The organism is Robertmurraya siralis (genome assembly GCF_005502275.1).
In the GTDB taxonomy this organism is placed as follows: Bacteria; Bacillota; Bacilli; order Bacillales; family Cytobacillaceae; genus Robertmurraya; species Robertmurraya siralis.
The window spans coordinates 194,557-220,674 of the sequence record NZ_SWLZ01000003.1 but is presented as its reverse complement, the minus strand read 5'-3'; the positions used below and the strand labels follow the sequence as shown (position 1 = coordinate 220,674).

Annotated in this window: 28 protein-coding genes and 1 pseudogene; 27 read left to right on the top strand and 2 right to left on the bottom strand. The window is 36.9% G+C overall.

Annotated elements, in window-relative coordinates:
• Positions 1-146 precede the first annotated feature (146 nt).
• From FCJ93_RS06090 to FCJ93_RS06045, 10 genes and pseudogenes are all read left to right on the top strand, one after another.
• Entirely contained in the window at positions 147-584 is a 438-nt protein-coding gene (locus FCJ93_RS06090) for a BrxA/BrxB family bacilliredoxin (RefSeq protein WP_095306452.1), read from the top strand.
• A 212-nt stretch (positions 585-796) separates the two neighbouring features.
• Positions 797-1,573 (top strand): class I SAM-dependent methyltransferase, encoded by a 777-nt coding sequence (locus tag FCJ93_RS06085; protein ID WP_137743139.1) that lies wholly within the window; start codon positions 797-799, stop codon positions 1,571-1,573.
• Positions 1,574-1,906: 333 nt separating this feature from the next.
• Positions 1,907-3,087, top strand: a pseudogene (locus FCJ93_RS06080) (LL-diaminopimelate aminotransferase).
• A gap of 4 nt (positions 3,088-3,091) precedes the next feature.
• The gene (locus tag FCJ93_RS06075) at positions 3,092-3,682 is read left to right on the top strand and encodes a YpjP family protein (protein ID WP_095306449.1); all 591 of its coding nucleotides are present in this window, start codon (positions 3,092-3,094) and stop codon (positions 3,680-3,682) included.
• 242 nt (positions 3,683-3,924) lie between these two features.
• Complete coding sequence (locus FCJ93_RS06070) at positions 3,925-4,506, top strand: TerD family protein (RefSeq protein ID WP_095306448.1); 582 nt, start codon at positions 3,925-3,927, stop codon at positions 4,504-4,506.
• 88 nt (positions 4,507-4,594) lie between these two features.
• Complete coding sequence (locus FCJ93_RS06065) at positions 4,595-5,368, top strand: TerC family protein (protein ID WP_095306447.1); 774 nt, start codon at positions 4,595-4,597, stop codon at positions 5,366-5,368.
• 120 nt (positions 5,369-5,488) lie between these two features.
• Positions 5,489-6,676, top strand: coding sequence for an HpcH/HpaI aldolase/citrate lyase family protein (locus tag FCJ93_RS06060; protein WP_095306446.1), 1,188 nt, complete (start codon positions 5,489-5,491; stop codon positions 6,674-6,676).
• Positions 6,630-7,994, top strand: a complete 1,365-nt coding sequence (locus tag FCJ93_RS06055) for a phosphoribosyltransferase family protein (protein ID WP_137743138.1) — start codon at positions 6,630-6,632, stop codon at positions 7,992-7,994. The genes FCJ93_RS06060 and FCJ93_RS06055 overlap by 47 nt, the downstream gene beginning before the upstream one ends.
• On the top strand, positions 7,979-9,085 hold the full coding sequence (locus FCJ93_RS06050; protein ID WP_095306444.1) for a cysteine protease StiP family protein: 1,107 nt from the start codon (positions 7,979-7,981) through the stop codon (positions 9,083-9,085). The genes FCJ93_RS06055 and FCJ93_RS06050 overlap by 16 nt, the downstream gene beginning before the upstream one ends.
• Positions 9,086-9,093: 8 nt before the next feature.
• Positions 9,094-9,888 carry an HAD family hydrolase gene (locus FCJ93_RS06045; protein WP_170211218.1) on the top strand — a complete coding sequence of 265 codons (795 nt, stop codon included), beginning with the start codon at positions 9,094-9,096 and terminating at the stop codon, positions 9,886-9,888.
• Positions 9,889-9,892: 4 nt separating this feature from the next.
• On the opposite strand, the gene FCJ93_RS06040 is transcribed toward FCJ93_RS06045, so the two are convergent.
• Complete coding sequence (locus FCJ93_RS06040) at positions 9,893-10,147, bottom strand: hypothetical protein (RefSeq protein WP_137743136.1); 255 nt, start codon at positions 10,145-10,147, stop codon at positions 9,893-9,895.
• 243 nt (positions 10,148-10,390) lie between these two features.
• On the opposite strand from FCJ93_RS06040, the gene FCJ93_RS06035 reads away from it, so the two are divergent.
• From FCJ93_RS06035 to FCJ93_RS06020, 4 genes are read left to right on the top strand one after another with little or no spacing between them, the layout of a single operon-like run.
• Entirely contained in the window at positions 10,391-12,022 is a 1,632-nt protein-coding gene (locus FCJ93_RS06035; RefSeq protein ID WP_137743135.1) for a YceG family protein, read from the top strand.
• Positions 12,023-12,062: 40 nt separating this feature from the next.
• Complete coding sequence (locus FCJ93_RS06030) at positions 12,063-13,175, top strand: toxic anion resistance protein (protein WP_137743134.1); 1,113 nt, start codon at positions 12,063-12,065, stop codon at positions 13,173-13,175.
• A 42-nt stretch (positions 13,176-13,217) separates the two neighbouring features.
• Positions 13,218-13,826 (top strand): TerD family protein, encoded by a 609-nt coding sequence (locus tag FCJ93_RS06025; protein ID WP_095306439.1) that lies wholly within the window; start codon positions 13,218-13,220, stop codon positions 13,824-13,826.
• A gap of 56 nt (positions 13,827-13,882) precedes the next feature.
• Entirely contained in the window at positions 13,883-14,464 is a 582-nt protein-coding gene (locus tag FCJ93_RS06020; protein WP_137743133.1) for a TerD family protein, read from the top strand.
• A 363-nt stretch (positions 14,465-14,827) separates the two neighbouring features.
• Here FCJ93_RS06020 and FCJ93_RS06015 read toward each other — a convergent pair whose 3' ends face one another.
• Positions 14,828-15,205, bottom strand: coding sequence for a GIY-YIG nuclease family protein (locus FCJ93_RS06015; protein ID WP_137743132.1), 378 nt, complete (start codon positions 15,203-15,205; stop codon positions 14,828-14,830).
• Positions 15,206-15,241: 36 nt separating this feature from the next.
• Between FCJ93_RS06015 and FCJ93_RS06010 the strand changes: the two genes are divergently transcribed.
• From FCJ93_RS06010 to FCJ93_RS05955, 13 genes are all read left to right on the top strand, one after another.
• On the top strand, positions 15,242-15,943 hold the full coding sequence (locus tag FCJ93_RS06010) for an anthrax toxin lethal factor-related metalloendopeptidase (RefSeq protein WP_137743131.1): 702 nt from the start codon (positions 15,242-15,244) through the stop codon (positions 15,941-15,943).
• 124 nt (positions 15,944-16,067) lie between these two features.
• Positions 16,068-16,862 carry a thymidylate synthase gene (locus tag FCJ93_RS06005; protein WP_095306585.1) on the top strand — a complete coding sequence of 265 codons (795 nt, stop codon included), beginning with the start codon at positions 16,068-16,070 and terminating at the stop codon, positions 16,860-16,862.
• A complete protein-coding gene (locus FCJ93_RS06000) occupies positions 16,859-17,347 on the top strand; it encodes a dihydrofolate reductase (RefSeq protein WP_095306435.1) in 489 nt (162 codons plus the stop codon). The genes FCJ93_RS06005 and FCJ93_RS06000 overlap by 4 nt, the downstream gene beginning before the upstream one ends.
• Before the next feature lie 311 nt (positions 17,348-17,658).
• The gene (gene ilvA, locus FCJ93_RS05995) at positions 17,659-18,927 is read left to right on the top strand and encodes a threonine ammonia-lyase IlvA (protein WP_095306434.1); all 1,269 of its coding nucleotides are present in this window, start codon (positions 17,659-17,661) and stop codon (positions 18,925-18,927) included.
• Between the two features lie 186 nt (positions 18,928-19,113).
• Complete coding sequence (gene tatA / locus FCJ93_RS05990; RefSeq protein WP_095306433.1) at positions 19,114-19,326, top strand: twin-arginine translocase TatA/TatE family subunit; 213 nt, start codon at positions 19,114-19,116, stop codon at positions 19,324-19,326.
• Positions 19,327-19,464: 138 nt separating this feature from the next.
• Complete coding sequence (gene tatC / locus FCJ93_RS05985) at positions 19,465-20,205, top strand: twin-arginine translocase subunit TatC (protein WP_095306432.1); 741 nt, start codon at positions 19,465-19,467, stop codon at positions 20,203-20,205.
• Between the two features lie 220 nt (positions 20,206-20,425).
• Entirely contained in the window at positions 20,426-20,761 is a 336-nt protein-coding gene (locus FCJ93_RS05980; RefSeq protein ID WP_137743130.1) for a helix-turn-helix domain-containing protein, read from the top strand.
• A complete protein-coding gene (locus tag FCJ93_RS25855) occupies positions 20,728-21,066 on the top strand; it encodes a DUF5658 family protein (RefSeq protein ID WP_408014790.1) in 339 nt (112 codons plus the stop codon). Before FCJ93_RS05980 ends, FCJ93_RS25855 begins: the two co-directional genes overlap by 34 nt.
• Positions 21,067-21,173: 107 nt before the next feature.
• Positions 21,174-22,016 carry a DegV family protein gene (locus tag FCJ93_RS05975; RefSeq protein WP_137743129.1) on the top strand — a complete coding sequence of 281 codons (843 nt, stop codon included), beginning with the start codon at positions 21,174-21,176 and terminating at the stop codon, positions 22,014-22,016.
• A 145-nt stretch (positions 22,017-22,161) separates the two neighbouring features.
• On the top strand, positions 22,162-23,787 hold the full coding sequence (locus FCJ93_RS05970; protein WP_235879427.1) for an ATP-binding protein: 1,626 nt from the start codon (positions 22,162-22,164) through the stop codon (positions 23,785-23,787).
• A gap of 86 nt (positions 23,788-23,873) precedes the next feature.
• Entirely contained in the window at positions 23,874-24,452 is a 579-nt protein-coding gene (locus FCJ93_RS05965) for an SCO family protein (RefSeq protein ID WP_095306428.1), read from the top strand.
• Positions 24,453-24,567: 115 nt separating this feature from the next.
• Positions 24,568-25,398, top strand: coding sequence for an SGNH/GDSL hydrolase family protein (locus FCJ93_RS05960; protein ID WP_095306427.1), 831 nt, complete (start codon positions 24,568-24,570; stop codon positions 25,396-25,398).
• Positions 25,391-25,969 (top strand): YpmS family protein, encoded by a 579-nt coding sequence (locus FCJ93_RS05955; RefSeq protein ID WP_095306426.1) that lies wholly within the window; start codon positions 25,391-25,393, stop codon positions 25,967-25,969. Before FCJ93_RS05960 ends, FCJ93_RS05955 begins: the two co-directional genes overlap by 8 nt.
• Positions 25,970-26,118 lie beyond the last annotated feature (149 nt).

Below are 26,118 nucleotides of genomic sequence, written 5' to 3'. Positions count from 1 at the left end.
TAGACAAATTTATAGGGGGATTCTACAAATTTTGTAAGTTTTAAAATTCGGAATATTCAGTCGTATTGAAGATGCTAACAAATTGCTTCAACACCCAAAAATATAGTATGCTGTTATTGGAATTCATTTAAGGAGGGATGTTCATTATGTCAATGGCATATGAAGAATATATGAAGCAAATGGTGCGACCAATGCGTGAAGAACTTGTTCAAGCAGGGTTTCAGGAGCTTCTAACACCAAATGAAGTAGAGGACTTTATGGAAAATGCCGAAGGTACGACATTAGTAGTGGTTAATTCGGTATGTGGCTGTGCTGCGGGGCTTGCTCGTCCAGCGGTAACTCAAGCAGTGCTTAGAGCAGAGAAAAAGCCGGATCAGCTTGTTACTGTGTTCGCGGGTCAAGAAAAAGAGGCGACCGCAAAGATGCGTGAATACTTTGTAGGGTTTGAACCGTCGTCTCCATCCATGGCCATTTTAAAAGGCAAAGAAGTTGTTCATTTTATTCCAAGACACGAGATTGAAGATCATTCAATGGAAGCGATTATGGAAAACTTATTAGTTGCATTTGAAAATCATTGTAAATAAGTTATCGTTATGATGAAAAGGATGTCAAGGACGTCCTTTTACTTTTTTTATAAAGCTTTGTTAAACAATATAGTTTGTTTTAGTTCATTTCGTGTGAAGCCTTGGTTTCACACGTCTTTTTAGTTATATTGAAAGTCAGAGAGAAAATAAGCGAAAAATTAACAATAACCGATATATAACAAAATCTATAAAAAGGAAATTCAGGTGAGGATATGTTTGTAACTACAGCTGGTCGTACAAAAGAAAAAATGATCAAGGAAGCTCAGATGATCGCAGCGGATTTAAAAATAGATTATGCACCGAGATTAAAACGTTCAGTTCGAGCTCTTCAGGAAATTTACGCTGATGATTGCCTTGTTGTAGGAAAGGAAAGGTTAGAATTGTATCCTTTAGGGGAAAGGCAGCCATTCTTCTTTCATCCGAATTCTAGCATGTTTCGTATAAAGCGGTTGCAGGCAGGAGAGAACGATCCATTCATTGAGGCATGTCAGCTCAAAAAAGGCTCACAACTGTTAGATTGTACGCTCGGTCTTGCTTCCGATAGTATTGTGGCAAGTTTTGTCGTGGGCGGTGAAGGAAATGTAGTAGGAATAGAAGGTAATCCATTTATTGCTTATATCGTGGAAAAAGGTCTCCAGTCATGGGATGCAGTGGACGCTGAAATCAATGCAGCTTTAAAGCGTATTTCAGTCGTGAATTGTTTGTCACTTGAACATTTAAAAAAATTAGAAAGTTGCAGTTATGATTGTGTTTATCTCGATCCGATGTTTGAACACCAAATACTAGAGTCAGATGGCATAAAAGAATTAACAAAATTTGCTTTGTATGAGGACATAACTCAAGATTTGATAGACCATGCCAAAAGGGTGGCAAAAGAGAGAGTGGTATTAAAAGATCACTATAAAAGCAAGCGCTTTGCTAAATTTGGCTTTCAAGTAATGCGTCGCAAAACGGCTAAATTTCATTATGGAATCTTACAGATACAGTGAAATCCAAGTTTCACGGTATCTGTAAGAAAATTAATCAGCTATTGCTAAATACACGAAGTATGCAAGTAACAGCAGGCTGCTAATTACGACAAGAATCGTCCAATCCACCACGTTTCACTCCTTTCATGTTCTTTGTCGCATATTGTGTTTTCACTTAGTACGAACGATAGATAAAATAGAATATAAAAAAATGAAACTTCTTTTCCCTTAAAGACGTAATAAATGTATAATTTATATTATAAAGTATAGCTATGTTTAACTTAGAATACGAGTAATAGAGTAAATTTATTCATAATAGAAATATTTAGTCGAAAGAAAGATGGGGAAAAGTTGATGCTGATACATAGTGCTCGTCGAATGAAGGCTTTCCAAGAGAATATTTTTACGGAGCTGGCAGATATCAAAAAAGCTAAAGTAGCTCAAGGAATTGAATTGATTGATTTGAGTATTGGGAGCCCCGATTTAGCACCACCTCCATCTGTTTTACAGACTTTGGCAGAGGAAGCTGCCAACCCAAATAAGTTTGGTTATGCTCTAAAAGGAACAGAGGATTTCCATCGAGCCATCACGAATTATTATATGAGGAATTATCAAGTCGAGTTAGATTGCGATAATGAAGTTCTTACGTTGATGGGTTCTCAGGATGGTCTCGTTCACTTGCCGATGGCTCTCTGTGAGCCAGAAGATTATGTGCTCGTACCAGATCCAGGCTATACTGCTTACGCGGCAGGGGTGTCTATGGCAGGGGCTACCATGTATCCGATGCCTTTAAAAAAGGAATCTGGATATTTACCGAGCTTAGAGGACATTCCGCTAGAAGTGTGTGAAAAAGCAAAGTTAATGATTTTAAATTATCCTGGTAATCCTATTCCGGTTGTCGCGTCTGAAGGCTTTTTTAAAGCTGCGATCACGTTTGCGAAAAGACATAATATTGTTATTTTACATGATTTTGCTTATTCGGAGCTTTATTATGATAGAAAACCAGTGAGTTTTCTATCAGTTGACGGTGCCAAAGATGTTGGGATTGAAATGAATTCATTATCTAAAAGCTTTAATATGGCAGGCTGTAGAATTGCATATGCTGCTGGAAACCATGAACTTCTGCAATTGTTAAAAAGGTTAAAGTCGAACTTAGATTATGGAGTCTTTTTGCCAATCCAAGCTGCTGCAACAGTGGCTTTAGATCAACCTTCAGAATTTTTGGAAAAAAATCGCGTGATTTATCGCAAAAGAAGAGATACCCTAATCGGAGGTTTTCAGCAATTGGGCTGGAAGTGAGCTCTCCGGAGGCTTCCATGTTTATATGGGCAGAAATTCCACAAGGTTTTACGGCAAAGGAATTTGCTTTTACATTAATAGAAGAAGCGAACGTCGTTGTTACGCCTGGAAATGCATTTGGAAAATGGGGCGAAGGTTACGTAAGAATAGCACTTGTTCAGTCAGAAGAAATGTTAAAAAAAGGACTGAATCAAATAGAGAAAAGTGGATTATTCCACGCAGTAAGGGAGGGATAGCAGCATGCCAAATTGGTTGCGTAAATCTATTGTCGTATTGGTGACAGTCTTAACGTTTGGACTTGTTTCACCTTCACAAATATATGATCTTGTTGACAATAAACCGCCGAAACGTGATACGTTTCAATCGAAAGCAGATGAGAATTCTCTTTCACATGATGAAATCACGTTTATACAAACCCCGCTATCTGAAGAAGATGCATTACACAAATTGATTAAAGATGCAGAGTCACAGTCCTATATTAAATTTGGTGAGCGAATTAGACCGGTAATAGAGGATGAATTTAAAGAGATTATTCTTCCAAATATTGAAGCGGCCATTCAATCCATTGCTTCGCACTATGAGGAGGATGAAATAAAAAACCTTGTCATTTCGGAAGCACCAACCGGTGGAGATACGGAAAAAATATTTCATATTGCGGACAAGGGGAAAAACCAAGAGCTTATTCGCTTTCATGTAAGAAAAGATCATCCTCCACAAGCGGGGTATTGGTTTAATTTCCATTATCATACAGCGGTGGACAATTTTGAAGAACATCATGAGTTAGGTTCTATTTACTGGGATAAAAATACCCCACCTAAATGGATGAGCTAACAGGTTGAGTTGTCAGTTATAACTATGAATTTCAATCAAGTTAATTAGTCAACTTAATTGAAATTCATAAAAATTTATGAAAAAATATAAATATGTTGTGAAACTTTAATAGGGCATAAACGTATTAAGATAAAAGGAAATGAGAGAGCTTTGATGCAGGAGAGCAAACACAATGACACTGAAAGTCGTCATCTTGTTCGTTTTCTTGATGAAATGAACTTATCAAATTTGGAGGTAATAAAATGGCGGTTAGTTTATCAAAAGGACAAAAGGTGGATTTAACAAAAACAAATCCAGGTCTCTCAAAGGTAATCGTTGGTTTAGGCTGGGATACGAATAAATATGATGGTGGAAATGACTTTGATTTAGACGCATCTATATTTTTATTAGGTGAAAATGGCAAAGTAGCTTCAGAAAATGATTTCGTTTTCTATAATAATACAACTGGAGGCAACGGTTCGGTTGTACATACTGGTGATAATAGAACTGGTGAAGGCGATGGAGATGATGAGCAAGTAAAAATTTCTTTAAATGACGTCCCATCAAGCATTCAACGTGTAACTTTTACTATTACCATACATGATGCGGAAGCAAGAAGCCAAAATTTTGGACAGGTTTCAAATGCTTACGTACGAGTTTTGAATGGAGATACGAATGAAGAGTTAATTCGCTATGACCTTGGAGAAGATTTCTCCATTGAAACTGCACTTGTGGTGGGAGAGTTATATCGACACAATGGCGAGTGGAAGTTCAGTGCCATTGGCAGTGGTTATCAAGGCGGTTTAGCTGCACTCGCACGAGATTTTGGCTTACAAGTTGGTTAAGTTTATAAAAGTTTTACTAAAAGGCTCGGCTAATGCCGAGTCTTTCTAGAGCAATCATTTCATTTACAATTTGGGAGGAACATCTTGAATGTCAATATTACAAGGAATTTTAGATACATATGCCATGTTTTTCGATTGGAACATGTGGGTGGAGGCATTAAGTGACCCTGTATCCTGGGGATTGATTGGTACACTAGTTATTATGGAAGGGTTGCTTTCAGCTGATAACGCTCTTGTTCTTGCGGTCATGGTAAAGCATTTGCCGGAAAAACAAAGGAAAAAAGCTTTGTTTTACGGATTACTTGGCGCATATATATTCCGTTTTCTTGCCATCGGTGTAGGGGTTTACCTTATTGAATTTTGGTGGGTAAAGATACTGGGTGCAGGATATTTGGCATGGTTGGCAATCAAGTACTTTATGGATAAAAGGAAAGAAAATGATAGTGGTGAGGAAGAGCTTGAAGGTATCAATAAAAGCGGCTTGCTAATTCGTTTGTTTGGTAATTTCTGGGGAACAGTTGCGGCAGTTGAACTAATGGACATCGCTTTCTCTATTGATAGTGTCTTGGCTGCGTTTGGAATCAGCCAAGAAATTTGGGTTCTGTTGCTCGGTGGTATGCTCGGAGTGCTAATGATGCGTGGTGTAGCTGGTATCTTCTTAAAACTGATTGATCGCGTGCCAGAGATTGAAACAACCGCATATGTACTGATTTTGATTATATCAGTAAAAATGTTATTAGGTGTAGTTGATATTCATATTGATCATATCTACTTCTTTATTATTTTACTCATTGCTTTTGCGGTCACTTTTATAATTCATTTCCGAAACAAGAAAAAGCAATCTGAAGCTCAGAATCTATAAATGAAAACCAAGAAATCAGGCATATACAGTTGTGAAAGGGAACAGACGTAGAGTCCGCTCCCTTTCTTTTTTAAAATTATGTTGAAATCATACGGATCAAAAAAAGAAGGAGAAGGTTTAATGAGATTTTTTTCAAATCTTTATGACGATGATATCAAGCAATTTTTTTTCAAGCGTCCTACTTCATTTAGTAAGTATTCTCCTCGTGAAATTCTTTCATATGGACTTGGTGGAACCTTGTATATGCCGGCAACGAAAAAGAATATCCATGAGGATGTTCTGACAAAAAAACATGCTGGCCTAACATCGCTTGTGATCTGTTTAGAAGATGCGATCGGTGATAATGAAGTGGAAAAGGCAGAAATGATGCTTTTGCATGAACTCTCTCAGCTTTATGAAGGAATTGAAAAAGGCTATATCGACATCGAAGAGCTTCCACTCATTTTTATTCGCGTAAGAAACAATGAGCAGTTAAGACGCTTAATTGCTTTACTTGGCGAACGAAGAGAAGTGATTACAGGCATTGTTATTCCTAAATTTCGTCAAGGAAATGGGGAGGCAATTTTACATGAGATTGCTCATTTAAGTAATAGTCGTTCTCCATTGTATGCTATGCCTATTCTTGAAACAAAGGAGATTATTTATAAAGAATCAAGGGAACAGGAATTATTAAATATTAAAAATATACTTGATCAATATAAAAACAATGTATTAAACGTCCGAATTGGAGCAACTGATTTTTCAGGATTATTTGGAATCCGGCGGAATTCAGATACGACTGTTTATGATATAGCTGTTATTCGTGATTGCATCGCGGATATTATTAATATGTTTGTACGTTTAGACAGCCCATATGTTGTCTCAGGTCCGGTTTGGGAATATTTTTCTTCTCCAGAGAGGGTATTAAAGCCGCAAATAAGAGAAACTCCCTTTTTGGAGAGGTACGGCAAAGAAGGACTAAAGCTTCGCAAGGAAATTATCGGCAGCCATATGGATGGTTTTATAAGGGAAATTTTAATGGACATTGCCAATGGAATTGTTGGCAAGACGATTATTCACCCAACACATATTCAAACTGTACAAGCATTAAATGCAATCTCGTATGAAGAATACACGGATGCTGCACATATTATTGCTGAAGGGAATGGGGAGATAGGAGTGTTAAAAAGTTCTTTTGCCAACAAAATGAATGAACTTAAGCCACATCTCTATTGGGCTCAAAAGATTATGCTTAAATCGGAAACTTATGGGGTGCTACAAAATGAATACACATATGTCGACCTTCTTAAACAAAACAATTACGTATAAAATTTTAGACGGACTTACAGTTAAATTAGCAATTCAAGACAACCCGTATCAGCTTTCATTAGAAGATTTATTCGAAATGGCAGCAAGGATTAATAAAAAACGCTCTTTTTTATTTGTTAGTAAAGTCCTTGGGAAGCATATTCCCATTTCACCGCAAAAGGGGCTCCACATAGGTGCTCTTTTAGCAGCGAGATATTTAGAAGTCGTAAAAGGGGTTACTCCTGAGCAGCTGCCGCTTTTGGTGAGTCAATTTAAAAAAAATCAATTTCCACAAAATATCTCTCCTTTTGTTGCTGAAAATATAGAACCGCTTATTATTGGCTTTGCTGAAACGGCGACAGCTTTAGGTCATGCTTTTTTTGATGCCTTTCAAAAGGCTGAATATGTGCATACAACGCGTGAGTTTCTACATGATGTAGAGCCTAGCATTACTTTTGAAGAAGAACATTCACATGCAACTTCACATCGAGCGTATTTAAAGTCGCCATGGTTTGAGCGGCCTAATGAGATTATTTTAGTAGATGATGAAATGACAACAGGGAAGACAACAATTAATATTATCCGTTCGATACACGAGAAGTTTCCAAGGAAATCGTACACAATCGTTTCAATTCTTGATTGGCGCTCTAAAGAACATGTCGAGCAGTTTCAGGCATTGGAGAGTGATCTCGGCATTACCATTCATTCCGTAAGTTTAATAAAGGGAACAATCGATGTAGAAGGAAGCGTTAAAGAGGAAGATTTCCATGAAGAACCCATCTATAAAAGATTACAAGTGGTGCAGCAAATTACATCTATTCCTGTCTTAATGCCATCCGCTATGTATATGAATGGCTCTGTAAATTCCCCATATACCCGCTATACGGGAAGGTTTGGAATAACAGCTGATGAACAAAAAGAGGCACTTCAATGGTTGAAAAATATAGGTCGTATGCTAAAGGAATATAGGAGCGGTTCCAAAACCTTAGTGCTTGGTTCAGGTGAATTTATGTACATGCCAATGAGAATTGCTGCCAATATGGGGGCAAATGTATATTATCAATCTACGACTAGAAGTCCGATATACCCAGCCGATCGCTGTCATTATGGTGTTCGAAACCGTTTCTCCTTTTTAAATCCGGAGAACTCTTCAGTGCAGCATTATGCTTATAATATAATGGAGAATCAATATGATGACATGTTTCTGTTTTTCGAAAAGGAAATTCAATGGGAACATTTACAGCCAAAATTAGACCAATTGAAAAAAACAAATATTACAGATATAAAAGTCGTATATTTAAGTGAGAAAGAAGGTGTTCCGAAATGGATTCGCTATTAGCGCCGTATCATAAAATCGGCTCTTACTCTGAGAAAGATGTGAAATTCCTTCTGAAGGATCTTAGTGCCCTCGACTTAGAAGGAACGACCGAATCAAGGGAGAAAAGGATACAATCAGGGGAGCATTATAGTGAATCGCTTCCCGTTGAGTATCAGCCACCTCTGGAATATCTTAAGCTTTTTCGGGCGACATTGGATGAATATAAGGAAATGGTCGCACTTCATGTTGGGGTGGTGGCGGAGCAAATAATCAATTTAAAAGGAAAAGATGCGGTGCTTGTATCTTTAGCAAGAGCTGGTACTCCAATTGGCATATTGATTAAAAGATATATAGAGTGGAAATATGCTCTCACTCTTCCTCACTATAGTGTTTCGATTATAAGAGGGCGTGGCCTTGATGTTAATGCGATTAAATATATACGCCACCACCATCCAAATGGAAACGTCCAATTTATCGATGGTTGGACAGGCAAAGGAGCCATTTCAATTGAATTGACGAGATCGTGCCAAGAACTGCAGCACACTGAAGGGATTGTACTTGATGATACATTAGCTGTGCTGGCGGATCCAGGACATTGCACTTCCCTATATGGGACGCGTAATGACTTTATCATTCCGAGCGCCTGTCTAAATTCAACTGTTTCTGGTCTCGTGAGCAGGACGGTTCTAAATAAAAAATATATAGGACCGAATGATTTTCATGGAGCAAAATATTATAAAGAGCTAGAAGCAGAGGATTTGTCAAATGACTATTTGCAAGAGATAACGGCACAGTTTCCGCTGGTCAAGGATGAGGTTTCTGCGCGATCGAAAGAGGAGAAGGTGCTGGAGAAAGCTACCTTTTCCGGCTTGGAAACGGTTAAGCGAATGATGGAAGAGTTTGCAATAGAGGATATTAATTTCGTAAAACCAGGAGTGGGTGAAACGACGAGAGTCCTTTTAAGAAGGGTGCCGTGGAAAATACTTGTAAAGGATTTTAACAGTCCTTTCGTCAAGCATATTTTAATGCTGTGTGCAGAACGGAATGTACCGGTTGAAGAATATCCAAACATGGACTATACATGCTGTGGTTTAATAAAAAAAGTGAGGTAGCAATAAAAATGATGTTTGCATCTGATCTCGATAGGACGATTATATATTCACATCGCGCGATCGAAGAATACTCGAAACATGAAAAACTAGAGCTAATTGCAGTAGAGAAGAGAGAGAAAAAAGAAGTATCATTTATGTCTAAAATGGCTTTAGCATATCTCCGTCAATTATCATCAATGCTCCTGTTCGTTCCTGTCACAACAAGATCACTTTCCCAGTATCAAAGAGTTTTCTTTCAAAATATCGCTCATCAATACGCAGTGACAACAAATGGTGCTATTATTCTTTACAAAGGTGAAAAGCTGGTAGAATGGGAAGAAAAAATCTCAAAGGAAATACGAAGCTCTTCTGTATCGATGCAAGAATTAAAGCAACTGCTTATCAATTATTTTAAGATAGAGGGCGAGCTGAGATTGGTAGAAGAGCTTTTTATCTATTATTACTTAGAGAAAGGAATAGCACCTGAGCTTCTCTTGGAAGTAACGGAATCCGCCCGGAAAAAAGGCTGGAGAGTTTCTCTACAGGGAAGAAAACTTTATTTTGTACCAAAATCATTATCAAAAGGGAGTGCGATTAAGTTTATTCAAGAAAGGGAAGAAATTTCGACGTTAATTGGCGCGGGAGATTCATTGTTAGATGATGACTTTTTAAAACTTTGTCATCATCCATTTGTTCTTAGCCACGGTGAACTTAATAACTATCCATTAAAGGAACATTATTACGTCATTGAGCAAGCAGGCGTTAAGGGTGGAGAGGTATTGTTAAAATCAATACTATCAATCGCTAATAAAGCAAATAGTTGATGGATTACTTCTGTTTTAATCTTTCTTCGCCCCATAGTCCTAATGAATAATAAAAGCTAAAACATAACAGACCGAAGCCAATAAATGTAAGCAATCCATAAACGATAGATTGGTGTAGTGGATAGAGCATATACGAAAAAATAAACGATAAAAGGATGAAGTCCATATAAACAAAAATACGAGAAAACATAATATCTTCTATGGTGTTTAACTCCTTCTGGAGATCACCGGTTGTTCGCAGTCGATAAAGTAAGCGCATAAATCTCACCTTCCTAATAAATCTTCTTCCTTAAGCTGTGCGATTGCTACAACATATGCACAGATAAGAAAAAAGGTGAAAGGGGAAGAGGAGTGAAAAAAATGAAACCTTTTTGAATATTTTCTCGTAATAGAAAATATAGCATTCTTAGAAAATCAATAATTAACTGTGATATGATGATAATATACAGATTTTCCATCATCAAAATTTGGAGAAGAGCTTTGTTAAAAGGGAAGGGATTTCATGGATCCATCTTACAGTCATTTAGTTGCCCATATCTTGCCTTTATCGTTAGAAACATGGGCATCGATGGTTAATAAAACGATTATGGAACGTCCGCAATATCAAACTGATAAGGGGACTGTTCATATTGGGCAAGTGGTTGCCCGTTTTTTAGGAGTAGCTGTTGATGAAGATGAATACTATAACCAACTATTTGAGTATGTTCATGGAGAAGAGAAGATATTAACTCTTTTAAGTGAAGAGACACTCGATAAAAAAATAGATAATCAGCATTTCCAAGCGATACAAAGAGTATTGAATATTAATCAAGAACAAAAACTGTCGATCAATCGCTTAGTGGCTTTTTTAGACGGTGAACAACTCCTTTTAAAAGCAAAGGAGCCTGCACTTCATCGTAAGCTACGCGAGGCAATGATTGATACGATGAAGTTATTTGTAAATAGGGAGTCAGAAGGATTACAACATCATGAGTTGCGCCGCGTATTAGTTGACTTAGTGAAATGGTCATTTAATCATCTTCAGCCAGAGCTTGAGGAAAGTAATCTGACCGAGCATTTGCCTAAGTTCCTCTGGTATGGAGACTTTAAGAAAAGTCATTTTTATTTTGTTTATTACTTAATGAAAATTGGCTGTGATCTAATTATCTTTAGTCCAAGTGGACGTGATATTTTAGCTGAAATTGATCCGAATGGGGAATTATCCTTCATCCATAAATATCCAGGTCAAAAGGAAACGGAAGCTTTCCCTACTGAAAGAAGAAATCGAAAAGCTACCGTTGCCTATAGAGCTTCTCGAGAAATTGAGACTATTTTAAATCATGAAGGCTCTGGGTTATATAAGCCTTGGCAGCTAAGGGAATATACTCCAAGTTCGATTACGTTAAAAACTACCTATGATGAGCTCTTTATTATTGCAAAGGAAATCGCGATGATCCGTCCTAGTTTTGAAGTAAGTAACGGAGTGGTGAACATCCCGAATGTATTTGCGAAGATCCAAGGGGTGAGTCGTAACCGTAAGGAGTATTGGGATCGTCTTCATGCACTCACTGAAAGTGAAGCGAGTTTATTGATTAAACAATTTCCGTTCTCAAGTTCGGTCAATAATGATTTTCGTTTTCACTACCGAGATGCTTTAGAACGGGATGGCTTATTAAGCACGGAAAAAATGATTCAAAGCAATTATTGGCGTTACAGTCATCTTCCTACAGGTTTACAGATGGGGATCGCAAATGCAATTCGAAACATTTGTGCTAAGCCAGCACTTAAACCTCTTAACAAAGAAACGTTGGATGATGTAAAGATCTACCTCTTTACTCAAGGTATGCAAATCCCGGCAAATGTTTTACAGCTTCTGCAGCAATTTGACTATTCTCAGACAGTACCGAAAATAATCCTCTTTAACAACGAGTTAAATGGAACGATGACTAGGACCGATGCTGCTTTATTATTGCTTCTGAATCAATTTGGCATCGACATCATTCTCTACAATCCTCCTGGTCATAATGATATTGAAAATTATGTTGAAGAACATCTCTATGATATACACTGGTTGGAAGATGTAGTTTTTAATCTTGATTATCGAGAGCCGTCAATTGTGAAACGCCTTTTCCGTCAAGGTTTTAGGAGAACTTAATAAATCTAATTAAATATAAATTACAAAGGTGGATGATAAAATGAATCAGATTCAAAATGCTCAGCTTGATCTTCTTGCGAAGGAACCTGAAGATAAATTATCAGAAACGAAGGTTTCTGAAATAAAGCTTGCTCTTCGAAACGAGCCTGAAGTCCAACAGCTTGCTCGTTCTATTGATGAGAAGGACCAAATTCAAGTATTGGAGTTTGGGAAGGAGCCTGCTGTTCAAATTTCAAGGTTTTCTGATCAAATTTTAAGCAATATGAGAGCGACAAAAATAGAAGATTCCGGTGAGCTATTAAAACAGCTTGGACGTATCATGGATAAATTTGATAAAAAGGATTTTGAACAAACTTCAGGCGGACTTTTCGGAAAATTATTTAAACGCGGCGAGAAATTGATTGAAAAACTATTTGGAAAGTATCAAACGATGGGTGGAGAAATTGATAAGATCTATGTGGAGATATCTAAATACCAAGGTGAAATGGTAGACTCTACTCAAATGCTTGACCAAATGTATGAAGAAAACTATCAATATTATCTTACATTAGAGAAATACGTGGTTGCTGGGGAAATGAAGGTTGAAGATTTAAAGAAGAACCAACTCCCGTTACTTGAGTCCAGAGCCCAATCTGGTGATCAAGTTGCAGCGATGCAACTTGATACATTAAGAAATGCCATTGAACTACTAGAGCAAAGAATTTATGATTTAGAAATGGCTAAGATGGTTGCTCTGCAAACAGCTCCACAAATCCGATTGCTGCAAAGAGGAAACACAAAACTAATTGGGAAAATTAATTCTGCTTTTGTCACAACCATTCCGATCTTTAAGAACGGTCTCATTCAAGCTGTTGCTGCTAAACGCCAAAAGCTTGTAGCAGATTCGATGAGTGAGCTCGATCGGCGCACAAACGAAATGCTTCTGCGCAACGCGCAAAATATTTCTCAGCAAAGCGTTGATATTGCGAGACTTGCTGGCGGACCAAGTATTAAAATTGAAACGATCGAGGAATCTTGGAATGTTATCATGAAAGGGATGCAAGAAACTAAGTCCATCGAAGAAGAGAATAAGCGTCTTAGAGAAGAAGGGACGAAAAGACTTGAGCAATTGCAGGATAACTTTAAAAAGATGAAGCTTCAAGGCAATGTCTAAACTGAAATTCTGATTTAAAAATACATACAGGGGGGTAATGAAATGGCGATTAATTTACAAAAAGGACAAAGAGTGGATTTAACGAAAGGCAATCCAGGTCTATCAAGAATATTAGTTGGACTCGGCTGGGACCCAGTTGAGAACCGTGGTGGCGGTATCTTTGGCTCACTGTTTGGGGGCGGTGGTGGCTCTAACATCGATTGTGATGCCTCTGTGATTATGTTAGGTGATAATGATAGATTACAAAATAATAATGATGTTATCTACTTTGGAAACTTAAAAAGCAGCGATGGCAGTATTCAACATACTGGCGACAATCTAACAGGACATGGTGATGGCGATGATGAGCAAATTAATGTGGATTTAAGCAGAATTCCTACGCATGTCCAAAAGCTTGTATTTGTAGTGAATATCTATGATTGTGTGAAAAGAAGGCAGCATTTTGGGATGATTCGAAATGCTTATATACGAATCGTTAATCCGACGAGTGGACAAGAATTAATTCATTACAATTTAAGTGAAGATTACAGTGGCAAAACAAGCTTAATTGTTGGAGAAATCTATCGTCATGGCTCCGATTGGAAATTTGCTGCGGTGGGAACTGGAACGACAGCAGCCAGTCTTGGAGAATTAGTAAGAACTTATTCCTAATCTATTATGATGGTTCCAGCTTAACTTTCAAATAATTCTATTATGGGGTGAGGATAATGAGCAGTATTAATTTATCAAAAGGACAACGAATCGATTTAACCAAAACGAATCCAGGCTTAACTAGAGTCATCGTAGGATTAGGTTGGGATACGAACCGTTATGATGGAGGTCAAGATTTTGATTTAGATGCTTCTGCCTTTTTAACGGATGAAAATGGAAGGGCAACACAAGATTTGGATTTTGTTTTTTATAACAACTTAATCCATCCTTCTGGTTCTGTTGAGCATACAGGTGATAATCGTACAGGTGAAGGTGATGGGAACGATGAACAAATTAAAATTGATTTCAGTAAAGTCCCTGCCAATATTAATAAAATTGCCATTACGGTAACCATTCATGATGCGGAGCAGAGGAGCCAAAACTTTGGTCAGGTTTCAAATGCTTTTGTTCGCGTTGTTAATGCCGATACGAATCAAGAAGTTTTGCGCTATGATCTTGGCGAAGACTTTTCCGTGGAAACGGCTGTAGTTATTTGTGAATTATATAAGCATAATGGTGATTGGAAATTCAATGCAGTAGGAAGTGGATTTTCCGGGGGACTTGCAGCCCTTTGCCGAAACTTTGGCTTACAAGTGTAGCCGACTTTAAAAGTACCAATACGAACGAATGATCCTGTTTAACAGAAGCATGCTGTAGACAAACTCGCTGAATTCATGGAGGTTTGTCTACAGTCTTTTTGTCGTGCATCTTTTTAAAATGTTGGATAAACGTCATTCCCATTAACAGAACAAAGTCAATCCTTTGTAGTGCCTTTAAAAAAGTTAATGAAGGAGACATTTATTGTACCTTCATGCTTGCTCTCTATATGTTCTTGTTACACGGACAGACCTACTCTACTGATCGTGAAATATTGTTTTTCGAATGCTTTGTCCCTTATTTTTTCAACTGAGCCAAAAATCAGCACCGTCATATAACAAAGCCTCCTAGGAAAATGTAAGTCGTTATGAACTTGCGACAAAAATTAAATGAGAAGGGCATTTGCAATCAGTAGAGCCAAATTTTTTAACAGGCCAGCATCCTCCACTTTCTTTCCTTAATTTCTCAGCTAACTGGCACTCTCCGATACTAGTTTCATATGTTATAATTTTTGTAATAATACCGTGTGGTCGTAAATAGTCAAAATGCCATTTTTGCACCTTTTCCTCCTTTATATGACGGTTTATCCGAGCAATTATATTGCGTTTGGCGCTTCCTACGTAAATGTACTCTCCCTTTTTAAAGAGAATACTTCCTAGTTTTCCAACCTCTACTTTTATTTCATCAGAGATGTGCAAGTGAATGGAATAAAGAGTATGGGATGGATTAATTATTTCAACCATGATAAACCTCCTATTGTTAGAAAGGGGAGTAGAAGAATGAAAAAACGAATCTCCGTAATCGGCATTTGGGTTCTCCTTGTAGTTCTATTAGGGAATTCTACACAATCCTATGATGGGATTATTTTAAAATATTATCCTAGTAATTCGCTCTTAAAACAACTGCTCTATTTAGATGACAATGCCCCTGTAAATGAATTGGTTATTTTACCAGAACAAAAATTTGATGAAGAAAAAGCTGCTGCGATAATAAAAAATATTCAACAGCTTCCGCCTTCTCTCTTAGCAAAAATACATCAAAACGGGATTTATTTAAAGTTATTTGTAGGGAAATTAACGGATAATCCTAGTGCTAAACATTTAAGAGGGCTTATCCCAAGAGGGTATGTCAATCAGAAAAAATGGGATGAGGTACCTGGGATTGGCGGAGGAAGAGTTGTTCTCGTCAAAATTGGTCATAGTGAAAAAGGGATGGGCCATGGCTCTGTTAATTTAGAATTACATGAGCTAGCCCATTCCATTGATCGAATTATTTATAATAAGCTTCGCTTTGACCCTGTTTTTCTTCATATATGGACGAATGAAAAACATGCCTTATTTCAAAACCAAGCGTATTTTATCACTTTACCAGAAGAGTATTTTGCTGAAGCATTTGCAATGTATTATGTGAATGAGGAAAATCGTACCATCTTAAAGAACAAAGCTCCTTTGACTTATGAATATATAAAAAACCTTCAGTAATTTTTTTGAAAGCTTTAGAAATTGTTAGACTACCAATTGTGGTAAAATATAAACCATATTTAATTTCTCTTGCCCTAGAAAATGAGGAGCAGGAGTTAGTAGAAAGATGTCAGGAGTGGAATTTATGAAACAATATTTAGATTTGTGCAAGCATGTTCTGGAAAATGGCGTCCAAAAAGAAGATAGAACAGGAACAGGGACGATTAGTACGTTTGGCTATCAAATGCGTTTTAATTTAGCAGACGGATTTCCGCTGGTGACGACGAAAAAACTGCACTTAAGATCAATTATCCATGAGCTTCTTTGGTTTTTAGCAGGGGATACGAATGTGAAATATCTGCAAGAAAATGGTGTGCGAATTTGGAATGAGTGGGCTGATTCTGAGGGGGAATTGGGTCCAGTTTATGGCCATCAGTGGAGATCATGGACTGCAGCAGACGGAAGTACGATTGACCAAATTAGCCAACTGATTGAACAAATAAAGACAAACCCAGATTCCCGGCGCTTACTTGTAAATGCATGGAATGTAGGCGATCTGGACAAGATGGCACTTCCTCCATGCCATTGTCTGTTTCAATTTCATGTCGCAGATGGAAAATTATCGTGTCAGTTGTATCAGCGTTCTGCAGATATTTTCCTCGGCGTGCCTTTTAATATAGCATCTTATGCTTTATTAACGTTAATGGTAGCTCAAGTGTGTGATCTAGAGCCAGGAGAATTCATCCATACATTAGGTGATGCACATATTTATAATAATCATATTGAACAAGTGCAGTTGCAGCTCACACGAAAGCCATATCCACTACCTAAAATGAAAATTAATCCAGCTGTAAAAGATATATTCCAATTCACATTTGCAGATTTTGAATTGGTCGATTATGTTGCTCACCCTCATATTAAAGGTGTGGTCAGTGTATGATTTCTTTTATTGTGGCAATGGATGACAACCGTGTAATTGGAATAAATAATCAACTCCCGTGGCATTTACCAGAGGATCTGAAATTTTTTAAAAGGACAACAATGGGGCATCCTATCATCATGGGTAGGAAGACATTTATCTCAATTGGCCGCCCATTGCCTGGCAGAGAGAATATAATCCTGACAAGGGATGCAGATTTTCAATTTGATGATTGTACCGTATTTCATGATCTAGAAACTTTATTATCTTTTTGTCAACAAAAGCCAAAACAGGAATTTTTCGTCATTGGGGGAGCAGAGATTTTTAAGGAGCTATTATCTAAAGCTGATAGACTGTATATTACTGAAATTCATGCAAGTTTTGAAGGAGACACCTTCTTTCCCCAGATTGCAATGGATGAATGGCAGCTTATATCAAAAGAAAAAGGCTTGAAAGACGAACAAAACCCATATGATTATGACTTTGTCATTTATGACAGGAAATAAGGCTGGGCCCTCTTGATTTCAGGGGGCTTTTTTTGTGGGCCGTGTAAAATAATATTGTTGATAAAATGAATTTGGATCATTTCGTGTGAGACCTAAGTTTCACACGCCTTTCAGCTCTGCATTCCATAAGTGATGTGAGAAAATGAGCAAAGAACAATACTGAAATATAGTAAATCTTTTGTTTTAAAAATGGGAATAATAATAATTTTATAATAACAGGCTTAACAATTGCTGAAGAACATGTTAAAATAATCAAATTAAATTAAGGAAGTTTTTTAAAAATTTTGTGATATTAGAGGTAGGGGAATGATATGGAACAGAATGTACTAAAAAGAAAATGGCTGCAAGTGGAAGATATAATTATTGCATACCAGCAGCTCAAGGATATCGTTGCCCATACACCGTTACAAAAAAATGAACGGTTGTCGGAGAAGTATTCTTGTAATGTATACCTGAAGAGAGAGGATTTGCAGCATGTCCGCTCTTTTAAACTTAGAGGAGCATTTTATAAAGTAAAATCTTTAAGTGAGGAACAATTAAGAAATGGCGTTGTTTGCGCGAGTGCAGGGAATCATGCTCAAGGTGTAGCATACGCCTGCCGTCAACTTGGCGTACACGGTAAAATATTTATGCCGACAACAACGCCGAAGCAAAAGGTTAGTCAAGTGGAGTTATTTGGGAGGGAATACGTCGAGATTGTGTTAATCGGTGATACGTTTGATGATGCCTATCATAAGTCGGTCGCATGTGCACAACAGGAAAAACGTGCGTTTATCCATCCGTTTGATGATGAAATGGTCATTGCTGGGCAAGGGACTGTTGCCGTAGAAATTCTCAATGATTGTGAAGAACCAATTGATTTCGTCTTCGGAAGTATTGGAGGGGGAGGACTACTTTCAGGTCTGAGCACCTATGTAAAAAGTGTGTCCCCTAATACGAAAATGATCGGGGTGGAGCCTTTGGGAGCCCCTTCGATGAAGTTAGCCATGGAAGCGAAGGAAGTTATCTGCCTTGACAAAATCGATAAATTTGTTGATGGAGCAGCAGTGAAAAGTGTTGGAAATAAAACGTTTGATATTTGTCAGGAGCTTATGGATGATATATTGCTTGTCCCGGAGGGAAAGGTGTGCACAAGCATATTGGAGTTATACAACGAGCACGCGATTGTTGCGGAACCAGCAGGTGCAATGCCGATTGCAGCACTTGATCTGTACCGAGAAGAAATTAAAGGGAAAAATGTAGTTTGTGTCGTAAGCGGGGGAAATAATGATATTGGAAGAATGCAGGAGATTAAAGAGAAATCACTTTTGTATGAGGGATTACTATACTACTTTATCGTTAATTTTCCTCAGAGGGCTGGAGCTCTCAGAGAATTCCTTGACGAAGTATTAGGCCCGACAGATGATATCACTAGATTTGAATACACAAAGAAAAATAACAAGGATAATGGACCTGCATTGGTCGGAATTGAATTGCAAAGAAAAGAAAACTACTGTGCTCTCATTGATCGTATGAATAAAAAAGGGTTTTCTTATAAAGAAGTGAATAAGGACCGGGATCTCTTTAATCTTCTTATCTAAAATGTGAATTTCTTATGAACAATTGTGGATAATGCCCCTATAAAGATTAAAAAATACTATAATCATATTAGGAAGGGTTGATTGTCCTATCGATGCTGCGATTATTGCTTTTCAAACATTATAGTGGTATTGTTGAGTTATCAATTAACCGTATTAATGATCTTATTAAAAGGGGTTGTTCTACACATGTTGTCAAACATCGGAGTACCTGGTTTAATCTTAATATTAGTATTGGCATTAATCATTTTTGGACCGAAGAAGCTCCCTGAGATTGGAAGAGCATTCGGGCAAACATTACGTGAATTTAAAAAATCAACAAAAGAACTAACAAGTGATGTTATGGAAGAATTCGAAGAAGAAAAAAAAGAAATTAAAGACATGACAAAATTGACAAAATAAGGTGTGAGATTTCTATCTTGCACTTTTTTTCTGAAATTGTAGTTTATGGGTTAAGAAATCTTTTTTTAATATGTTATACTATTCCTCTAACGGCCTTTCGTTTAGATGTATAAATTTTGTAGTTGGTAGGGGACATTAATGAATGATAAAGAATTAAATTTAATAGACCATTTAGATGAATTAAGAAAAAGAATCATTTTATCTGTTGCCGCATTTCTTGTGTTTTTTATTGTCGGCTTTATTTATGTAAAAGATATATATGAATGGTTTGTTCGTGACCTGGATGTTAAACTCGTTGTTTTAGGTCCGAGTGATATTATTTGGATTTATTTCATGATTGGTACAATTATTGCCATTGCTGGTACTATCCCAGTATTAGCTCTACAAATATGGCTTTTTGTTAAGCCTGCTTTGAAGCCGAATGAAAGAAAGATTTCCCTATCTTATATTCCTGCCCTATTTATTTTATTTATTGTTGGTCTATGTTTCGGCTATTTCGTCATATTCCCAACAATAATGAATTTCTTGGTTGAATTAAGTGGGGATATGGTTGTCACAAATTTTACTGCGGATAAGTATTTCCGGTTTATTATGAATACAACCCTTCCATTTGGATTCTTATTTGAGCTTCCAGTCGTAGCAATGTTTCTAACATCTCTGGGAATTATCAATCCTTATGTGTTGCAAAAGGTGAGAAAATATGCATATTTTGTATTGGTTGTGATCGCGGTAGTCATTTCTCCGCCAGATATTATGTCAGATGTTCTAGTCACGATACCATTATTATTCCTTTATGAAATTAGTATTAACTTATCAAAAATCGTTTATAAACGTAAGCTGAAAAAAGAACAGGAATGGGAAGTAGAGTTTTCGGAATAGAATGAACCGGGCGATGGCTCGGTTTTTTATATATTTGCGTACGGAGAAAATGATGTGAATTATTTTGAAAAAATATAAATTTGCCATTATTTTTATAGAATCTCCTGTTTACTCTCATTTTTAGCTATTTCCTCTCAAATTCTATCAGAAATGTGCTTTTTAAAGGATGTTGTTGTTCTTTATAATGTACATATTAAGATTGAAAAAGGGGAAATAGAACATGGTAGGTGGGAGAATTAAGGAACTTAGAAAAAAGAAAGGCTACTCTATCTCGGAATTGGCGAAATATGCTGGTGTTTCAAAATCATATTTGAGCTATATTGAGAGAAATGTGCAAAAAAATCCGTCCTTGCAATTTTTATCAAAATTGGCAAAGACATTGGGCACCACGATTGAATATTTACTTGGACAAGATTCGGAAGAATTAGACGAAGAATGGATCGATTTAATAAAAAAAGCAATTGACAACGGAGTTGACAAGGCTGAGTTTCAAAAATACTTAGAGTTTGTAAAGTTTAAGAAATGGGAAGAAAAACAGAGAAATCCGTTAGAATAATGAAAACAAGTATATTATTGCTTTTTTTATCAATCCTGAATCTTTTCGATGGCTTAATGACGTTCTTCGGTATTCATTTTGATTTGATAAACGAATTAAACCCATTTATGAATTATATTATTCAAGTGGACCTTTTGCTTTTTCTTTCTTTGAAAGCGATTCTGTCTATTTTTTTGTTTATTCTTGCCATATTTTTTCGACATCGGCAGGCTTCAATCTTTGTTAAGGGATTACTTATCATCTCTTTACTTTTATATTCAAGTGTTACGATTGTTCATATATTATGGCTTATTTTGCTCATATGAAAGAAAGCGCTTTAGAATAAAGGAATATTAGACACATGACTTTAATTCTGTACGTATAAATGTGTATAATATAGAGAAAAGCAACATGAAATGGAGGAAGTGATGGGTTGGGTAAGGTTAGAGTGGTTACAGATTCAACAGTTGATTTAGATGATAATGTATTAGCGAAATATGAAATTGAAGTGGTTCCTTTGTCATTACATATTGATGGAAAAACCTATATAGATAGGGTAGATATTACAGCGAAAGAATTCATGCAAAAAATGAAAGAGGCAGAAGAATTACCGAAAAGTTCACAGCCTCCAGTTGGAGAGTTTTTGCAGGTATATGATCGGCTACATGAGGAAGGTTATGACGTCCTTTCAATCCATATGACTGGTGGCATGAGCGGAACTGTCCAGTCAGCAGAATCAGCTGCTAGCATGGCAAAAGGAAATGTAAAGGTCGTTGATTCCCGTTACATTTCTAGAGCGCTGTCATTCCAGGTGATAGAAGCAGCAACAATGGCTAATGCAGGAAAATCGGTGGATGAAATTTTGGAAGCCGTTGCAAAAATCCGCGACAATACTAGATTATTCGTTTATGTCGATACGTTAGAAAATCTGATCAAAGGTGGCAGGATTGGAAAAGGGAAGGGAATTATTGGATCCTTGCTTAATATAAAGCCCATTGCGTCTTTAGAAGGTGGAGTATATACTCCGGTTACGAAAGTAAGAAGCCATAGCAAGGCAGCGAAGTTTCTTGCAGAAGAATTTGCAAAGGATGTAAAAGGAAAAACGATTAAATGTGTAAGTATTGCACATGCAGAAGGCCTTGAACTTACGCAAAAAATAAAAAAGGCGATCTTTGAATTTACTGGTTATGAGCAAATAGACGTTGTTTTTACAACGCCGGTCATTAGTACGCACACGGGGCCAGGTGCCATTGGTTTTATGTATTATTTCGAATGATCATGAAGTGACATCAAAATGCTGAAGAATAAGTTGTGTAATAACAACTTTTTCTTCAGCATTTTTTTGTGAATAGAAGGATTCTTTCCAATTATGTCGAAATGGAAGAACTAACAGACAAAGCTTGGGAATATGAGGGACTGATATGTGGAAATTATTCAGAAATGTTTCTTTGAATAGCAAGGTTATGGTTTTAACGCTCTGCATTACCTTGGTGGTGGTTCTTGCCACTGGAGGAATTGCTCTATCACTCCAAATGAAGGAAATGAAAGAACAACTAACAAGACAGGTGGTAGGATTTGCGTCATTATGGAGCTCAACTATTGAAGGAGAAGAAGTCAAAAAAATCATTCATGCTGGAAATGTTTCTGATCCGAGTTATCAAAAGATTTATGAGCATTTAAATCTGATAAATGAAAAAAACTCTCCTTTATTTCATGGTTTCATATTAATGCCGGATGAAACAAATAAAAAATTGTACTCTGTTGTTTCATCGAAAAGCAGTGAGGAAGTAATAGGAATTGAGGCATTCCAGCCTTTCGAAGCATCAGAGGAGTTTTACAGGGCGCTGCAAAATACGTTAGTAACGAAAGAGGTGACATCGAGCAGCCTCTACGATAAAAAAGACGGCAGCTGGATATCAGCAATTTCACCGATTGAAGATAGTGGCGGCAACATCATTGCTTTATTGGCCATTCATACCGATGCATCTAATATTGACAACTTTCAGAGTGAATTAATTTATTCGTTATGTATTATATTTCTCTTCATTACAATTGCTGTTTATTTCATTTTTCAAAAAGGCTTAAATAAAGTTCTTGAGCCTGTAAATGAAATTATTTATGGAATTAACGAGGTAAGTAATGGCAATTTTCAAGTCAAGCTTCCAATAAAGGATCAGTCCGATTTAGGCCAATTAACTGCTCGATTTAACGATATGACTGAGCAATTATCACTGTTATTTGATCGGGTAACGACGACATCTAAGCATTTAGGCAAAAAATCACAGGAAGGACGGCAAACGTCAAAATTTGAGGACGTTATCGGTGAAATGGAAAACATTATTCAAAAGACAAAAATTTTAAAAGAGCTTCAACGTGCTGAAAAAATGAATGCGATCGGCCAGCTTGCTGCTTCGGTCGCTCATGAAATCCGCAATCCAATGACGGTTGTGAAAGGGTTCTTGCAAATTTTCAAGTCGAAAAAAGAACTTTCTACAGAAGAACAGATGTTTGTAAAATTAATGATTGAAGAAATGAATCGGGCGGAGACCATTATCAATGATTATTTATCATTAGCGAAGCCGGATATGGAAAATACAGAAAAAGTGGATGCAGTCGTTCTGGCCCATAAAGCGATGGATTTAATGAATTCATATGCAATGATGTCGAAGAATATAGAGTTGGAGACGGTCATCGAGGATGAAATAACAGTGATCGGTAATAGAAGTGAATTGATCCAGGTGTTAATCAATATTTTAAAAAATGGGATTGAGGCGATGAAGGACGGTGGGACGTTACGCTTAAAAGTATATAAAAATGGGGGAAATGGAGTTTTTGAAATAAAGGATAATGGCATCGGCATGACTGAAGAGGAGCTTGCCCGATTAGGGACGGCGTTTTATTCCTTAAAGGAAAAGGGCACTGGGATGGGATTGATGGTGTGCTATCAAATCATTGAAAGAATGAAAGGCAAAATTGAGGTGGTCAGTGAAAAATGGCAAGGGACAACATTTACAATTACGGTTCCGCTTGATGAGGAAGTGGAATGATGTAGAATTCATTCATTTTTCTTTCCAATAATCAATTGCTTTGCTACAATAAAGTTTGAATGTTGAATGGGATTGCAGGTGAAAAAATGAAATATCGAATAAGTTTAATTGGAATGATGCTTGTTTTATTGTTGTCTGCTTGTGGTAATAATAGCGGAGTTAAGGATCCGTTAAATTGGCCTTTGGATGATTTTACTTTTACTGATCACAATGGTGAGCAGTTAGGAAAGAAGGATTTAAAAGGAAAGGTATGGGTTGCGGACTTTATCTTCACGAACTGTACAACTGTATGTCCGCCAATGACGCACAATATGACAAAACTTCAGCAAATGGCGAAGGACGAGAAGATCGAAAATATTGAATTTGTTTCATTTTCGATCGATCCGGAAGTCGATACACCTGAAGTATTAAAGGATTACGGTGGGAAGTTTGACTTGGATTTCAGCAATTATCATTTTTTAACTGGCTATGACCAGACGTTTATTGAAACTTTCGCAGGTGAAAATTTCAAGACATATGTGAAAAAACCTGAGAACGAGGATCAAGTCATTCATCAAACCTATTTTTATTTAGTCGACCAAGAGGGAACGATCATGAAGTACTACTCTGGGGCAAATGATGTGCCATTTGCAGATATTATTAACGATATAAAAGCATTGCAATAAATGAAAGTAGACCTTCTAATGCAAGGTCTACTTTTCTATATTGTTAGAGGAGGATTCTTTTCGTTTCCTTTAATCCTTGATATAATGATAAAAGCTTTATAGGGAAGGTGAAAAGATGAAGAGAATATTCACCTCTTTTACTCTTTGTATTAGTTTTAGTCTTTTAGTTGCCTGTAACCATCAGATAGAAGAACAACCTAGTTCATTTAAAGAGACATCGTTGACACCGAAAGAAAACATTCCATATGATTTTATTCCGAGAACATATCATATCGTATCTGTTGGTGATTCATTGACACAAGGTGTAGGTGACAGTACAAAAAGGGGCGGTTATGTACCTTATTTGCAAGAGCAGCTTGAGGAGCAAAAGGGAATAAAAGAAGCGATATTTCATAATTTTGGAGTGAGTGGAAATCGCACTTCGCAAATATTGAATCGGTTAAGGACAAAAGAAATAAGAACTGCGGTGAAAGAAGCAGACATAGTATTAATCACTACTGGTGGAAACGATATTATGAAGGTAGTTCGCGAAAATTTTTCAGGGCTGGATATGAAAGATTTCGATCGTGAACTTATTCACTATGAGAAAACATTGACTTCTGTTATGGATACGATTAGACAGGAAAACGATGAGGCGATAATAGGCTTAATTGGCTTGTACAATCCTTTCTTCCTTTTTCTTGCTGACGTGAAAGAAATGGATATAGTCATTGAAAAATGGAATCATGTTAGTGAAAACGTTTTAAGAAAATATGATCGTACGCTTTTTGTGGAAATCGCCGATCTGTTTAAAGATAGTGTAGAAGACTTACTCTATTCCGATTATTTTCATCCAAATGATAAAGGATACGAGCTAATGGCAAATCAAGTTTTTCATGTTTTACAAAATGAAGCAGTAGGTCAAAAGCTTGTGGCAGTGAAGAAGGAGAACGAACAAGATGACTAACAAATGGAAATGGATATTTTTTTTCCTGCTCGGGTTGAATATCCTCTTTGTTTTATTGGTTGTGATTATGGTGAATATGCCGATTAAAGACAAAGCATTACCACCAACGGACGGGCCGGTTGAAGAAGATGTTCAGTTTCACATTCAAGCGACAAAAGCTGATTTAAACAAAATTATTAATCATTATATTGAGGAGGAAGGATTAACAAGTCCAATTGCGTACGAGGTTCTCCTGAATGATGAAGTGGAATTATATGGGACGATGAAGGTTTTTACTCAAGATATTGAGATGAAGCTAACTTTTGAACCGGAAGCACTTGAAAATGGAGACATCATTTTGAAGCAAAAGTCGATCTCGATTGGTCAAATTCAGTTGCCTGTCTCCTATGTATTAAAGTTTATTCGTGATCAATACGATTTTCCTGAATGGGTCAATATTCAGCCAAATGATGAGCTTATTTACGTTTCTTTGCAAAGAATGAATTTAAAAAGTGATGTAAAGGTAAAAGTGAATAAATTTGATTTAGTCGATGATGATATTCAATTCTCCCTGTTGGTTCCAACCAATTAATAAGCGGATTTTCGGCTAATTTTAGACTGTGGACAAACTTGATTCGCTTTGTTGTTTATCAACAGTCTTTTCTTTTTAAAAGAGAATGGAAGGGTTCGTTTTTTATTAGAATGTACAGAATGAATTTTACTCTTTTTAAGATGTGAAGC

Excerpts from the sequence above, each read along its gene's own strand:
- FCJ93_RS06035 (WP_137743135.1), top strand. The coding sequence starts at position 10,391 with ATGGATCCATCTTACAGTCATTTAGTTGCCCATATCTTGCCTTTATCG.
- FCJ93_RS05980 (WP_137743130.1), top strand. The coding sequence starts at position 20,426 with ATGGTAGGTGGGAGAATTAAGGAACTTAGAAAAAAGAAAGGCTACTCT.
- FCJ93_RS06005 (WP_095306585.1), top strand. The coding sequence starts at position 16,068 with ATGAAACAATATTTAGATTTGTGCAAGCATGTTCTGGAAAATGGCGTC.
- FCJ93_RS06040 (WP_137743136.1), bottom strand. The coding sequence starts at position 10,147 with ATGCGCTTACTTTATCGACTGCGAACAACCGGTGATCTCCAGAAGGAG.
- FCJ93_RS06020 (WP_137743133.1), top strand. The coding sequence starts at position 13,883 with ATGAGCAGTATTAATTTATCAAAAGGACAACGAATCGATTTAACCAAA.
- FCJ93_RS06060 (WP_095306446.1), top strand. The coding sequence starts at position 5,489 with ATGAGATTTTTTTCAAATCTTTATGACGATGATATCAAGCAATTTTTT.
- FCJ93_RS06050 (WP_095306444.1), top strand. The coding sequence starts at position 7,979 with ATGGATTCGCTATTAGCGCCGTATCATAAAATCGGCTCTTACTCTGAG.
- FCJ93_RS05965 (WP_095306428.1), top strand. The coding sequence starts at position 23,874 with ATGAAATATCGAATAAGTTTAATTGGAATGATGCTTGTTTTATTGTTG.
- FCJ93_RS06090 (WP_095306452.1), top strand. The coding sequence starts at position 147 with ATGTCAATGGCATATGAAGAATATATGAAGCAAATGGTGCGACCAATG.
- FCJ93_RS25855 (WP_408014790.1), top strand. The coding sequence starts at position 20,728 with ATGGGAAGAAAAACAGAGAAATCCGTTAGAATAATGAAAACAAGTATA.
- FCJ93_RS05955 (WP_095306426.1), top strand. The coding sequence starts at position 25,391 with ATGACTAACAAATGGAAATGGATATTTTTTTTCCTGCTCGGGTTGAAT.
- FCJ93_RS06085 (WP_137743139.1), top strand. The coding sequence starts at position 797 with ATGTTTGTAACTACAGCTGGTCGTACAAAAGAAAAAATGATCAAGGAA.
- FCJ93_RS05960 (WP_095306427.1), top strand. The coding sequence starts at position 24,568 with ATGAAGAGAATATTCACCTCTTTTACTCTTTGTATTAGTTTTAGTCTT.
- FCJ93_RS05970 (WP_235879427.1), top strand. The coding sequence starts at position 22,162 with ATGTGGAAATTATTCAGAAATGTTTCTTTGAATAGCAAGGTTATGGTT.
- FCJ93_RS06000 (WP_095306435.1), top strand. The coding sequence starts at position 16,859 with ATGATTTCTTTTATTGTGGCAATGGATGACAACCGTGTAATTGGAATA.
- FCJ93_RS06075 (WP_095306449.1), top strand. The coding sequence starts at position 3,092 with ATGCCAAATTGGTTGCGTAAATCTATTGTCGTATTGGTGACAGTCTTA.
- FCJ93_RS06015 (WP_137743132.1), bottom strand. The coding sequence starts at position 15,205 with ATGGTTGAAATAATTAATCCATCCCATACTCTTTATTCCATTCACTTG.
- ilvA (WP_095306434.1), top strand. The coding sequence starts at position 17,659 with ATGGAACAGAATGTACTAAAAAGAAAATGGCTGCAAGTGGAAGATATA.
- FCJ93_RS06030 (WP_137743134.1), top strand. The coding sequence starts at position 12,063 with ATGAATCAGATTCAAAATGCTCAGCTTGATCTTCTTGCGAAGGAACCT.
- FCJ93_RS06010 (WP_137743131.1), top strand. The coding sequence starts at position 15,242 with ATGAAAAAACGAATCTCCGTAATCGGCATTTGGGTTCTCCTTGTAGTT.
- FCJ93_RS06045 (WP_170211218.1), top strand. The coding sequence starts at position 9,094 with ATGATGTTTGCATCTGATCTCGATAGGACGATTATATATTCACATCGC.
- FCJ93_RS06065 (WP_095306447.1), top strand. The coding sequence starts at position 4,595 with ATGTCAATATTACAAGGAATTTTAGATACATATGCCATGTTTTTCGAT.
- tatA (WP_095306433.1), top strand. The coding sequence starts at position 19,114 with ATGTTGTCAAACATCGGAGTACCTGGTTTAATCTTAATATTAGTATTG.
- tatC (WP_095306432.1), top strand. The coding sequence starts at position 19,465 with ATGAATGATAAAGAATTAAATTTAATAGACCATTTAGATGAATTAAGA.
- FCJ93_RS06025 (WP_095306439.1), top strand. The coding sequence starts at position 13,218 with ATGGCGATTAATTTACAAAAAGGACAAAGAGTGGATTTAACGAAAGGC.
- FCJ93_RS06070 (WP_095306448.1), top strand. The coding sequence starts at position 3,925 with ATGGCGGTTAGTTTATCAAAAGGACAAAAGGTGGATTTAACAAAAACA.
- FCJ93_RS06055 (WP_137743138.1), top strand. The coding sequence starts at position 6,630 with ATGAATACACATATGTCGACCTTCTTAAACAAAACAATTACGTATAAA.